This is a genomic window from Limnohabitans sp. G3-2 (assembly GCF_002778275.1).
In the GTDB taxonomy this organism is placed as follows: Bacteria; Pseudomonadota; Gammaproteobacteria; order Burkholderiales; family Burkholderiaceae_C; genus Limnohabitans_A.
In genome coordinates this window covers 306,438-319,036 of the sequence record NZ_NESG01000001.1, presented here as the reverse complement: position 1 = coordinate 319,036, position 12,599 = coordinate 306,438, and the positions used below count along the sequence as shown (strand labels likewise).

Annotated in this window: 12 protein-coding genes; 6 read left to right on the top strand and 6 right to left on the bottom strand. The window is 57.9% G+C overall.

From position 1 onward, the window contains the following. Nucleotides 1-11: 11 nt before the first annotated feature. Nucleotides 12-1,136, bottom strand: a complete 1,125-nt coding sequence (locus tag B9Z31_RS01430) for a sigma-54-dependent Fis family transcriptional regulator (RefSeq protein WP_100117781.1) — start codon at nucleotides 1,134-1,136, stop codon at nucleotides 12-14. Between the two features lie 153 nt (nucleotides 1,137-1,289). Between B9Z31_RS01430 and B9Z31_RS01425 the strand changes: the two genes are divergently transcribed. From B9Z31_RS01425 to B9Z31_RS01400, 6 genes are all read left to right on the top strand, one after another. Further along, nucleotides 1,290-1,766, top strand: coding sequence for a 4Fe-4S dicluster domain-containing protein (locus B9Z31_RS01425; protein WP_100117780.1), 477 nt, complete (start codon nucleotides 1,290-1,292; stop codon nucleotides 1,764-1,766). 26 nt (nucleotides 1,767-1,792) lie between these two features. Continuing rightward, on the top strand, nucleotides 1,793-3,640 hold the full coding sequence (locus B9Z31_RS01420; protein WP_100117779.1) for an aldehyde ferredoxin oxidoreductase family protein: 1,848 nt from the start codon (nucleotides 1,793-1,795) through the stop codon (nucleotides 3,638-3,640). A gap of 112 nt (nucleotides 3,641-3,752) precedes the next feature. Beyond that, entirely contained in the window at nucleotides 3,753-5,093 is a 1,341-nt protein-coding gene (locus B9Z31_RS01415) for an NAD(P)/FAD-dependent oxidoreductase (protein WP_100117778.1), read from the top strand. A gap of 15 nt (nucleotides 5,094-5,108) precedes the next feature. Then, nucleotides 5,109-5,363 (top strand): MoaD/ThiS family protein, encoded by a 255-nt coding sequence (locus tag B9Z31_RS01410; protein ID WP_100117777.1) that lies wholly within the window; start codon nucleotides 5,109-5,111, stop codon nucleotides 5,361-5,363. 26 nt (nucleotides 5,364-5,389) lie between these two features. Then, a complete protein-coding gene (locus B9Z31_RS01405) occupies nucleotides 5,390-5,689 on the top strand; it encodes a hypothetical protein (protein WP_100117776.1) in 300 nt (99 codons plus the stop codon). A 591-nt stretch (nucleotides 5,690-6,280) separates the two neighbouring features. Then, nucleotides 6,281-7,351, top strand: coding sequence for a glutathione S-transferase family protein (locus B9Z31_RS01400; RefSeq protein WP_158235641.1), 1,071 nt, complete (start codon nucleotides 6,281-6,283; stop codon nucleotides 7,349-7,351). A 29-nt stretch (nucleotides 7,352-7,380) separates the two neighbouring features. Here B9Z31_RS01400 and B9Z31_RS01395 read toward each other — a convergent pair whose 3' ends face one another. The 5 genes from B9Z31_RS01395 to B9Z31_RS01375 all read right to left on the bottom strand — a co-directional run bounded on the left by B9Z31_RS01395 (nucleotide 7,381) and on the right by B9Z31_RS01375 (nucleotide 12,585). Beyond that, nucleotides 7,381-8,373 carry an alpha/beta hydrolase gene (locus B9Z31_RS01395; protein WP_100117774.1) on the bottom strand — a complete coding sequence of 331 codons (993 nt, stop codon included), beginning with the start codon at nucleotides 8,371-8,373 and terminating at the stop codon, nucleotides 7,381-7,383. A gap of 73 nt (nucleotides 8,374-8,446) precedes the next feature. Next, nucleotides 8,447-9,418: a tripartite tricarboxylate transporter substrate binding protein gene (locus B9Z31_RS01390; protein WP_100117773.1), complete on the bottom strand. Its 972-nt coding sequence runs from the start codon at nucleotides 9,416-9,418 to the stop codon at nucleotides 8,447-8,449. A 53-nt stretch (nucleotides 9,419-9,471) separates the two neighbouring features. Further along, nucleotides 9,472-10,959 carry an NAD(P)/FAD-dependent oxidoreductase gene (locus tag B9Z31_RS01385; protein ID WP_233200607.1) on the bottom strand — a complete coding sequence of 496 codons (1,488 nt, stop codon included), beginning with the start codon at nucleotides 10,957-10,959 and terminating at the stop codon, nucleotides 9,472-9,474. A 14-nt stretch (nucleotides 10,960-10,973) separates the two neighbouring features. Further along, nucleotides 10,974-12,236 carry a cytochrome P450 gene (locus B9Z31_RS01380; protein ID WP_199174406.1) on the bottom strand — a complete coding sequence of 421 codons (1,263 nt, stop codon included), beginning with the start codon at nucleotides 12,234-12,236 and terminating at the stop codon, nucleotides 10,974-10,976. A gap of 28 nt (nucleotides 12,237-12,264) precedes the next feature. Then, entirely contained in the window at nucleotides 12,265-12,585 is a 321-nt protein-coding gene (locus B9Z31_RS01375) for a 2Fe-2S iron-sulfur cluster-binding protein (protein ID WP_100117770.1), read from the bottom strand. Nucleotides 12,586-12,599 lie beyond the last annotated feature (14 nt).

The following is a 12,599-nucleotide window of genomic DNA, read 5'->3' as shown; positions in this document are numbered from 1 at the left end:
CGCGCTTTGGTTCAGCTTTTGGGCAAGCCAAGTTTGCGGTAAACCGTGGCGCGGCTGATGCCCAGGCTGCGCGCGGCCTCGGCCACGTTGCCACGGGCTTTCTGAACAGCTTCGCGGATCATGTCCGTCTGCAGGTCCTTGAGGGGCTTGGCCGCCACGGGCAGACGTTCCGCCGTGATGGCGCTGTGAGCGGCCACAGGGCGGGCGCCCGGGCGCAAAGCTTGTGTTTGCAAACGCAGGCCCGACCACAGTGGCAGTTCTTGCGCACCGGTTTGGCGGCTGGCCGCGTCGAACAGGCTTTCCCAGGAAGAGGCGAACACCTCACTGGCGTGCAGTGTCTGTCCGTCGGTTCCCGGTGACAGGGACAACATTTGCCGCGCCGTCGGGTTGGCGCCCACGATCTGGCCGTTGTGGTCGAGGGTGATCAGGCCATCGCTGTCGTCGCCGGGTTGGTTGCCGGGCCAGTTCAGGCGCAGCACCAGCGCGTGATCGGTGGAGAGCAGCCAGCTGTTTTCGATGCTGCGGGCCGAGCGGCGCACCAGGTGCTTGAGGGCCGGGCGCTCCGTGGTCTCGATGCCGGTCAAGTCCAGCATGCCCGCGCACAGGCCATCGGGTCCAAAAACCGGTGCCCCGGCGCAGCTGTAGACCCCCGTGTCCTGAAAGAAATGTTCGCCCCGGTGTAACCAGACGGGCTGCAATTCGGTCAAGGCGGCGCTGATCGCTGTGGTGCCCACGGCCTTTTCGGACAGGTCCACGCCGACGCGGGCGATCACCTCAGCGCGGCGGTCTTGCCGGTCCACTGGGCCATGCACATCGACCACGATGCCTTGGGCATTGGTCAGGATGGCGAAATAACGGATGTCGGCAATGGCCCGCGCCAACTCGGCCAGCACCGGCTGCGCCGCCTGCACCAAGGGGCGGCTGGCTTCTTGCACCCGGCGCATGTGTTGGGCAGAGATCGCGTCAAACCCCACCGCCTGGCCAGGCTGCAGGCCCATGGACAGGCAGCGCTGCCAGGATTGGGCAATCCAGGGGGAGACGCCGCTGCCCTGTGCCTCGGATCGCCCCTCCAACACCCGCTCCCGGGCGTGTTCAATTCGCTGCTGTCGGTCAAGGGTTGGCGCTGTCAGAGGCATGTCAGATGTGTATCAAGCTGAGAATTTTTAGGACAACCCCGAGAAACCTAGGGTTAATCCGCATCGGTTTACAGGGGTCATCGCCAACAATGTCTATGCATTCTGATTCATAAGCGCGGGCTTGAACAGCCCGTCACCCCACAGGAGACACACATGCAGAAAGTCCTGCACATCAATCCGGACAAATGTACCGGCTGCTTGCAGTGCGAGATGGCCTGTTCTTTCGAGAACTACGGCACATACGCCACCTCCAAATCGCGCATCAAGGTGTTCGACTTCCACCACACCGGTAAAAAAGTACCCTACACCTGCACCCAGTGTGACGAAGCCTGGTGCCTGCATGCTTGCCCCGTGGAAGCGATCACGGTGGACAAGGCCACTGGCGCGAAAGTCGTGAACGAATCGACTTGTGTGGGCTGCAAAGTCTGCACCATCGCCTGCCCATTCGGCACAGTGAACTACGTGCAAGAGACCGGCAAGGTCCAAAAGTGCGACTTGTGCGGTGGCGATCCGGCCTGTGCCGACGCCTGCCCTACCGGCGCCATCACCTTCGTGGATGCCAACTGGACCGGCATCGACAAAATGAAACAATGGGCCGACAAGTTGGGCAATCAGCCCACTGCCGGTTAATTCACCCACCCATAAGGAGCATCAACATGTCTTGGGCTGGAAAAATTCTCCGCGTCAACCTCACGGCTGGCACCGTCAAATCCGAACCGCTGAACATGGAGTGGGCCAAAGCCTACTTGGGTTCACGCGGTCTGGGCAGCAAATACCTGATCAGCGAGATCGACCCCAAAGTCGACCCCCTGTCGGCAGACAACAAACTCATTTGGGCCACCGGCCCTTTGACCGGCACCATGGCCTCCACTGGCGGCCGCTACACGGTCATCACCAAGAGCCCCCTGACTGGCGCCATCGCTTGCTCCAACTCGGGCGGCTATTGGGGTGCTGAGCTCAAAATGGCCGGTTGGGACATGGTCATTTTTGAAGGCGCATCGTCCAAACCGGTGTACTTGCACATCAACGACGACGAAGCCGAGTTGCGCGATGCGGCTCACCTGTGGGGCCAAAGTGTCTGGAAGACCGAGGAAATCCTCAAGTCCAGCTTGCAAGACCCATTGCTGCGCGTGTGCAGCATCGGCAAGGCCGGTGAAAACGGCGTGCTCTATGCCGCCGTGGTGAACGATCTGCACCGTGCGGCAGGCCGCTCAGGCGTGGGCACCGTGATGGGCAGCAAGAACCTCAAAGCCATCGCGGTGCGCGGCACCAAGGGCGTGGGCAATCTGAAAGACCCCAAGGCTTTCATGGCCGCAGCCAAGGCCGCCAAAAAGGTGCTGGCCGACAACGCGGTCACAGGCCAGGGCTTGCCCGCTTACGGCACGCAGGTGCTGATGAACGTGATCAACGAAGTGGGTGGCTTGCCCACGCGCAACCACCGCGACGTTCAGTTTGAAAGCGCCAAAGACATCTCTGCCGAAGCCATGGTCACGCCCCGAGAGACCGATGGCAAAAAGCACCTGGTGACCAACCAGGCCTGCTTTGGTTGCACCATCGCCTGCGGTCGCATCAGCAAGATCGACGAAGGCCACTTCTCGGTCAAGAACAAGCCTGAGTATTGGGGCGCCAACGGCGGCCTGGAATACGAAGCCGCTTGGGCGCTGGGCGCCGCCAACGGCGTCAAAGACCTGGAAGCCCTGCAGTACGCCAACATGATCTGCAACGAAGAAGGCTTTGACCCGATCAGCTTCGGTGCCACCATCGGTGCCGTCATGGAGCTTTACGAAATGGGCGTTCTGACCAAAGAGCAAATCGGTGTGGCAGCACCCTTTGGCTCGGCCGAAGCCCTGTGCGAGTTTGTCGACATGACGGCCAAGGGCGTCGGTTTTGGCAAGGAAATTGGCATGGGCTCCAAGCGCCTGACGGCCAAATACGGTCATCCTGAATTGTCGATGAGCGTCAAGGGTCAGGAATTCCCGGCCTATGACGGCCGTGTGATCCAGGGCATTGGCTTGGCTTACGCCACCTCCAACCGCGGTGCTTGCCACCTGCGCGGCTACACCATTGCTTCTGAAGTGCTGGGCATTCCGGTCAAGACCGAGCCCACCGAGCACGAAGGCAAACCCGAATTGGTCAAGGCCTTCCAAGACGCAACAGCCGCTTTTGACTCGGCCGGTATTTGCGTGTTCACCAGCTTTGCCTGGACCTTGGCCGACGTGGCCCCTCAGGTCCAAGCCGCTTGTGGCGATGAGTTCACCATGGAGCACTTGAACCACATTGGCGAGCGCATCTGGAACATGGAGCGCGATTTCAATAACGCCGCCGGCTTCACCAAGGCCGACGACAACCTGCCCAAACGCCTGATGACCGAAGCCGCCAAAACCGGCCCCGGCAAAGGCATGGTCAGCAAGTTGGACGAAATGCTGCCCAAGTACTACGACGCTCGCGGCTGGGATGGCGAAGGCCGTCCGACATCGGCCACCCGGGAACGTCTGGGCCTTTGATCCAAGCCCCTGTAGGAGCGAGCCCCTGCTCGCGAAGCTTTCGCAACAGGGGTGAGCCTTTACAGGAAACCAAGCGGCCTGCGGGCCGCTACCTGTTTCTGGAGTCCGATTCATGACCCACCACGTCATTTTGGGCGCAGGCCCTGCCGGTGTCATCGCCGCCGAAACCCTGCGCAAGCACGCCCCCGCCGACACCATCACCCTGGTGGGTGACGAGCCCGATGCGCCGTATTCGCGCATGGCCATCCCTTATCTCTTGATAGGCAACATCGAAGAGCAGGGCACCTACCTGCGCAAGAGCGCCACCCACTTTGACGATTTGCGCATCACGCAAGTCAAGGCCAAGGTGACGCGTGTGGATGCGGCGGGTAAAACGGTGCATCTGGACAACGGCCAGTCGATGGCTTTTGACAAGTTGTTGATCGCCACCGGCTCGCACCCTGTGCGCCCCCCGATTGCGGGCATGGACCTGCCCGGCGTGCACCCCTGCTGGACGCTGCAAGACGCCCGCGCCATCCAGGCGCTGGCCCAGCCTGGCGCGCGCGTGTTGCAAATGGGCGCGGGTTTCATTGGCTGCATCATCATGGAAGCGCTGGCCGCGCGCGGCGTCAAGCTGAGCGTGGTGGAGATGGGCGACCGCATGGTGCCCCGCATGATGGGCCCGGTGGCCGGCGGCATGATCCGTGACTGGTGCGAGGCCAAGGGCGTGCAGGTGTTTACCGGCACCAAGGTCGAAGCCATCAGCCAAGGCACTGAAAAAGGCTTGCTCGGCAAGTTGGCTTCCGCGGTGGGCTTGGCCTCTGACGATGCGGGTGGCCCGCTGCAGGTGCGCTTGTCCAATGGCCAAACCGTTGAGGCCGATCTGGTCATCAGCGCCACGGGCGTGCGCCCAGCAATTGGCTTTTTGAAGGACAGCGGCATCACCTGCCTGCAAGGCGTGTTGACCGACCAGCACCTGCAAACCAATGTTCCCGGCATTTACGCCGCTGGCGACTGCGCAGAGGCCTTTGACATGGTCAGCGGCAAAACCATCGTGAGCGCCATTCAGCCCAACGCCGCCGAGCAGGCCCGTGTGGCGGCGCTCAACATGCTGGGCCAAAAGACCGAGCTCAAAGGCGTCACGCAAATCAACGTGCTCGACACCTTGGGTTTGATCTCCACCAGTTTTGGCAACTGGGAAGGCGTGGCCGGTGGCCAGTCGGCCGTGTTGACCGACAAGGCTGCTGGGCGCCACCTGAGCCTGCAGTTCCAAGACGATGTGATGATTGGCTGCAACAGCGTGGGCTGGACCGAGCATGTGGGCGTGATGCGCGGCCTGGTCGAAGGCCAGGTGCGCCTGGGCGACTGGAAAGACCGCCTGATGCACGACCCGACCAAGCTGGTGGACGCTTACCTCGATTGCGCACAGGGCCAAGGGCGATGGAGCGGCGCACAAGACGCTCGCCGCCGCTGAAGCGACAATCGCCGCATGCAGATCACATTCAAACTGTTCGCCACCCTGACCGATTACCTGCCTGCAGAAGTTCGCCGCAGCAACCAGATGTCGCTGGAGGTGGCGCCGCAGGCCAGCATCAGCCAAATCATCGAACCCTTCGGCATGCCGCCCAAGCTGGTGCATTTGGTTTTGGTCAATGGCAAATACATCGCCCCCGAAGTGCGCGACACCACCACCTTGCTCGACGGTGATGTGCTGGCCATCTGGCCCCCCGTGGCCGGCGGTTGAGGCCTGCACACGCAGCAAACTGAACCATGCAGTCCTACTACCCCGAGCGCTTTGAGCGCGACATGGGCACCTCCGAAACCGAATGGCTGAGCGCTTTGCCCCGGGCTTTGGGCGATCACGCTTTTGAGCTGACCACCGGTCAAGCCCATGTGCACATCGGTGAAGGCCACCTGCTGCTGCAATGGCGCATCCTGCCCCCACGCGTGATCGCGCTGCTGCGCCTGCAGCGCCTGGGCGTGTCTTTTGTTTTCGAGGGTGTGGAAGAAGATGCGCGTCAACGCTTCATGAAGCGTTTTGATTTGACGATGCAGCGAGGTGGGGGGTGAGTGTGGGCGGGTGGCTGCTTTAGGCTGTAAGCAGACTAAGGCCTTGCGTTAACCATTGGCTGAAGCTGACCCTAAGCGGTTGCATGCTGGACTAAAAGCTGGCTTTGACCCGCAAACAGTTTTTCCACGCGGAACCCTAGCCCAGGAAGCTGAACGGGAGACGCGCCCTCTGTATTCCAACTTCCAAGACCGCCATTGGCCAAGCTCTCTTGTGTTTCTTGTCTCAGGTCGCGCACCTTGGCGGCTGGCACGTTGGCCGCATTGAGCCTTTGTTCAAGATCATTGCCATCATGTTCCCGCAAAGCAGTAGCCAATTAAAGGTTGGGTGAATTCGCTTCCGAGTGCAGGTGACATCTCGCTGGTGGAAATTGCGGAAGCAGTTTGGATCCGCATCGCAGTAAAAAATGGATTAGAAAATCTGATGAAGTTGAGCGAGCAATTCTGGCTGCCCCGCTAGTTTTTTGGGCTGATTCCATTACGGTGTGCAACAAAGATTTAGCAGGTGATGGGTGGCTAAGTATGCCAAGGCATCAGCTATCATCAGAAAAAATCTTGATTATCTTTTGGCTCTCTACCCACGGAGAACACCTGATGAAAACCGATCAATTTCAGCCTCAGACCTACCGCCTCCTGGGTGGTCCAGGTTCCCCTTACTCGCTGAAAATGCGAGCCTTGTTGCGCTACCGCCGACTTCCGCATTTATGGATCGTTCCGAGTGGTTACCTTGGCAGCGAGGGTGAATTGAAACTTGCAGGCAAGGGCATGATCCCAGTGCTTCAATATCCCGATGGCAGTTACCACGCAGACAGCACCCCTCTGATTTTCGAGCTGGAGAAGCGTCATCCGGGGTATCGCTCGGTGTTGCCGGATGATCCAGCGGCTTCCTTCCTTAGCCATTTGATTGAAGACATGGCCGATGAACTTTTGGTGGAGGCCATGTTTGATATGCGTTGGGGGGCCGAGTTTGACCGGACTTTCTGTGCGACGCGGCAGCTCCAAGGCTGGCTTGGGGTGATCGCTCGTCCCAAACTGGATGCCTTGGTGGCTAAATTTACATCGCGACAAACGTCTAAGCGCGAAGCGATGTCGACGACCGAAGAGGGGTACCAGTTGCTGGCGTCGTTTTATATCGCCACACTGACGGTGCTGGAGTCCATGCTCGAACGCACCGCCTATTTGTTTGGCGGGCGGCCTTCCTTGGCCGATTTTGGGCTTTACGCTCAATTGTGCCAATGCGCCCTTGACCCTTCTGCCAGTACCATCATGCGCAGTTGCGCCCCTCGTACCTTCCAGTGGACTCAGTCACTTGACGATGCCTCCGGTGTTGATGGCGACTGGGTGCCTCAGTCTACCTGGGACCCCAGCGTGCGTGAGATGCTGGCGCTAGCTGGCCGCTTCTATTTGCCTTTGCTGCGCGCACATCACCACGCGGTTGAATCTCGCACCGAGTCCTTCGAGGTTGTGATCGATGATTTGGTTTGGAGGGGGCAAGCTGAGAGCTACAAGCACAAATGTCTCGTATGGTTGCAGCGCGAGTGGGCCGCTCTGGCTCCGGAGGACAAAGCCAAGGTTCAGCCTATGCTTCAGGAAACCGGGTGTCTGGACTATCTGACAATTGTGCTGACAGGCAACAAGCCCGTACCGGATATGTCACCCCGTTAGACTGGACATTGCTGAGTAGGCCAGGGCGGTCAAGTGTTCTCTTTGGGGGTAGATGCGGGTGGTTGCAATTGCCGACAAAGAAATTGAATTTGTTGTGTCATAGAATTTTGGCCGTGTGCATCACCCAAACGAAAGAAGGCATGCGGTGCACCTGGATAGACATCAAGTTGCCCTGCATTTCCAGCCGCCAACCATCGCGCATGCATGAACAGACTGTCGTCCAAAAGTGCGTCCCGCGTGCCAATGGTGAAAAGCGCTGGGCATAAGTTCTGAAGGTCGCCGTAAAGTGGGGATATATCCGGGTCAAGCAGGTTGTGCTCCCCAGGCAAAAATGCAGCGCGAAATTGAACCATGTCGAGGGTGCGCAAAAACAGCCGCTCATCACCAAAGGCGCGGGCACTTGGCGTCAAGTTCATGTCGAACAGGCCAAAATTGAAGTTCGCACCGACAAATGGGCAATACCCTAAACGCTGACGAAGACGCAAGAGAGTCACCGCACTGAGATGAGCTCCGGCTGACTCGCCACCCATCAAAAGGTGTTCGGTTCCATAAATGGCTGTGCTGTGATTCAGAAGCCACAAGGCGGCTGTTTCGCAATCGTCTGGGGCTGCAGGATAAGGGTGCTCGGGGGCGAGCCTGTAATGCACACTGACTACCGCCACCTGTGCGTGGTCCGCCAGTGCCATCAGCATGGTGTCTTGCATGTCGGCGCCACCAATGACCCAGCCCCCGCCATGAATGTGCAAGTAAACGCCACGGGCTTGCCCTTGGGCTGGCAAAAATTCACGCAAACGCAATGCGCCAGCCGGACCATCAATGGTACGAGTGCGGGCCCGCTCGCTGAAAACCACGGGTGGAAAAACGCCTGCCCCCTCGCGTTGTTTCTGGCGAAAAGCAGGGGCTCCAATCTCCCACCACTCAGGCATCGCAGCCATCGCTTGCGCGATGTGCGCGTTTCGCTGATGGATTTCTGGCGTGATGCTGTCTGGATGCAGCAAGGAAGGTTCCGGAAAGGTTTTCATGGCGTGCAAAGGGAGCCCGGTGATGCGATCAAGGAGCCAGCCACTGGGCTGGCTCTGTTTGGGATTGAAATCGTCAGCTCAATTGCAAATTGGCCGATTTCACAGCATCGCCTAACCATTGCAAATCTTTTTCGATGACGGCTTTGAATGCCGAACCTCCAGAAAATTTTGCCATCAGTCCCAGTGGCATGTATCGCTGGGACAATGCTGGGTTATTCACTGCTGCGCTCATGGCTTTTTCCAGAGTTTCAATGACGGATGCAGGTGTGCCAGCAGGAGCGGCCAGACCGCCCCAATAATTCACAGTGGGAATATCCAGCCCCTGCTCTTTGGCTGTTGGCAAATCTGGCAAGAAGCCGATGCGTTGTTCAGTCAGTGCAATGACCGGTTTGATTTTGTCTTTGAATTGGATGATCAGTGGTGCTGGCAATGCCATGGCTTGGACTTCACCTTGGGCAAGAGCCAGTGCACCATCTGGCCCACCTTTGAATGGAATGTTGTTACCCGTGATGCCAACACGTTGCATGATGCTGACCATGCTCAAGTGTTCCATCGAACCTGGGCCTGTAGAGCCATAGTTGAGCTTGCCGGGGTTGGCCTTGCCCCATGCAATCATTTCTTGCGTCGTCTTGAACGGCGCGTTGTTGGCTATGCAAAGCATGGCATCTGTTGATCCCATCATTCCCACAGGAATGAATTGCTTGAGCATGTCAAAACGTTTGAGAGAAGCCTGTACGGCACACATAGTTGCATTGAGGTGAATCAGGGTATAGCCGTCTGCCGGAGCGCTGGTGACGGCCTGAATGCCGATTTGGTAAATTCCACCTGGTCGGTTTTCCACCACGAGGCTTTGCCCAAGGGGCTGTTGCATAAACTCTGTCAGGATGCGCACCGACACATCTGCTGCACCACTGGCAGGCAGGGGCACGATGATGCGAACGGGCTTGTTGGGAAAGGCTGCTTGCGCTGCTGCAATCAGCGGGAGCGGTAGCAAGCTGGCCCCCAACGCTTGCAGGGTCCGGCGGCGTGTCAGTGCATTTGTCATGAAGTGTCTCCTGGTTGTGGTGGTAAAAATTTTGTGGGTACGGTGAGAGGAATTCAGTTAAAAATCAATGAGCCATCATCAAGCGCAGCGACTGGGAACTCGTCCTTATCGACAGAGTAGTCTTGCAGGTGCAACCAGGGTGCGCGATCGCCTTGTTTGGGTAATTGGTGCATGCTTCGGGCCAGATACCCCGGGTTGAAGTTGTCTGGGCGCACCCACGGGTTCAGGGTCATGCCCTGGTCTTGAGATCGAAGCTCAGGCACCACACTGCGTAAATCGTGTTTGTCCATATGCTTCAATAGTTTGCAGAAAAAGTCTCCGAGCAAGTCAGCGCGCAGCGTCCAACTTGCACGGAAATAGCCGAACACCCACAATAAATTGGGCAAACCCGTGAACATGGCACCACGCCAAGTGACACTGCCAGCAAAGTCCAGCGGTTTGCCATCGATTTGGAAATCAATGTCTCCCAGCACATTGAGGTTGAAGCCGGTCGCCGTGACAATCACATCAGCCTGCAAGGTCTTGCCGTTGCTCAGGCGAATACCTTCCAACACGAAGCGGTCAATCTGGCCCGTCTCAACACTGGCCTGGCCTGCGCGGATGGCTTTGAAGAGGTCACCATTGGGTACGAAGGCCAAACGCTGTTGCCATGGACGATAGGCTGGCTTGAAATGAACATCGGCCAGATGCGCGTGTTCAGGCCCGAGTGCTTCCCTGACTCCGGCGAGCAGTTCAGCTGCCACGGTTTCGGGCTCTTGCACACAGCGCCTCTGGATGTGGGATTGGTCGAACAGCACTTTGCGGCGCACGATTTCATGGGTCCATTCGTGCGGTACGTCCAGTGCTCGCAGCGTGTCTGCCAGTTCATTGGCGTTGCGTCCAGTAGCAAACCAAGTGGGTGAACGCTGCAGCATGGTGACCTGTGCGCAGTTGCCCGCCAGGGAGGGGACCAGGGTTGCGGCGGTGGCGCCAGAGCCGATCACCACGACGCGCTGACCGCTCAGGTCGAGGTCTTTAGGCCATTGCTGCGGGTGCACGATGCGACCGTCAAAGTCTTCCATACCTGACCATTGCGGGGTGTAACCCTCGGCGTGGCGGTAGTAACCTTGGCACATCCATAAAAACTGACAGCGCACTTGGCGGATGACAGGGTTACCATCAGCCGGCATGTGCAGGATCTCAACGTGCCAAACAGCTTCAGCAGAAGACCACCGTGCCGAGGAGACTCGGTGTCGGTAATGGATCCGACCAGCCAAGTCGTGTTCGTCGATGACCTCATTCATGTAGTTCAGAATTTGATCGCCTGTGGCTATCGGGTCGCCACGCCAAGGCTTGAATCGGTAGCCAAATGTGAACAGGTCGCTGTCTGAGCGGACCCCGGGATAGTTGTGAGTCCTCCATGTGCCACCAAAACTGGCTTGCGCTTCGACCAAGGCAAAACGCTTGTCTGGACACTGTTGCTGCAGGTGGCAGGCTGCACCGACCCCTGAAATCCCCGCACCAATGATCAGAACATCCAAATGCTCGGGCAAGGCGTTCATGTCGGGCAACTCGCTCATGTTGGAATGCGCACCATGAGTTCGGTGAAGCCACGCACAAAGGGCGAACGCACACGAACAGGGTCTGCGACAACTTCGATGAAGGGAAAGCGCTTGTTTATTTCTTCCCACAGAATGCGCAGCTGCATTTCGGCCAAACGGTTGCCGACACAGCGGTGAATCCCAAACCCAAAAGACAGATGCTGTCGCGCCCGAGGCCGATCAATGATGAATTGGTTTGCGTTCGGAATGGCTTCATCGTCGCGGTTACCAGAGAGGTACCACATCACGACTTTGTCGCCTTTCTTGATCTGTTTCCCACCCAACTCCGTATCTTGCAAGGCGGTACGGCGCATGTGGGCCAGCGGAGTTTGCCATCGGATGATTTCAGAAACCATGTTTTCCACCAGAGTCGGGTTTTTCCGCAACTTGTCCCACTCGGCTGGGTTGTTGTGCAGGGCCAGCAAGCCTCCTGTCATGGAGTTGCGGGTGGTGTCGTTGCCGCCCACGATCAGCAACACCAAATTGCCCATGAATTCCTGGGGTGTCATATTTCGGGTTTCAGGGTTATGGGCCATCATGGAAATCAGGTCAGATCCTGGACTGGCGTTTACACGCTCGTTCCATAGGCGGGTGAAATAAGCCGCCATCTTGTGCAGTTCAGCCAAGCGTTCTTCCCGTGTTGGCGCGTTGGGATCCACGTCTTTGTTGGACGTGGCCACATCTGACCAGTGGGTCAACAGGTGGCGGTCCTCTAGGGGGAAATCAAACAGGGTAGCCAACATCAACGTGGTGAGCTCGATAGACACAAGTTCTACCCAATTGAAGGTCTCATTGCGCGGCAGGCCATCCAGTACCTTGCAGGTTCGCTCGCGTATCAATCCCTGCAAATTGGCCAAGTTGCCTGGCGCGACAATGGGTTGCACTGCCTTGCGTTGTACGTCATGACGAGGAGGATCCATGGCGATGAACATCTGCAATTGACTTTCACCCGGTGGTTGATCGGTGATGGCAATTCCACCTTGGCTCCAGTCTGAAGAGAAAATACCATGGTTGGTGTCCACGTGCATGATGTCCTGAAAACGAGTCACTGACCAATAAGGTCCATACAAACCGCTATTGCAGTGGTGCACAGGATCGTCACGGCGAAGGCGTTCGAAATAATGTCCAACGGTGTCGTTTTGAAAATAAGTCGGCGTGCCCGGGTCGATTTGTTCGATCGGCATGGCAAAGGCCTCGGCACGTGCAGTGGCCTGAAGTTCGGCTTGTGACAGTTTCATATTGTGTTCCATGGTTCTTCGGCCAGTTTCAGTGCTGGCCTTCGGGCATGTGGACTTCGATGCCATCGAGTTCGGTGGTCATGATGATCTGGCAAGCCAGGCGGGATGAGTCCCTGCGCTCGTTGGTGAATTCCAAAATATCGTTTTCATTGGTTCGCATGATGGGCAGTTTTTCCGCCCAGGGGGCAGAAACGTAAACGTGGCAAGTGGCGCATGCGCACTGGCCACCGCAATCACCATCGATGCCAGGTACGGCGTTATCGGTCGCAGCGCGCATCAGGTTTTCGCCAATGTGGGTCTGAATGCTGCGGCGAATTCCGTCAAAGCTTATGAAATGGACTTGTGGCATTGAAAAGTCTTTTT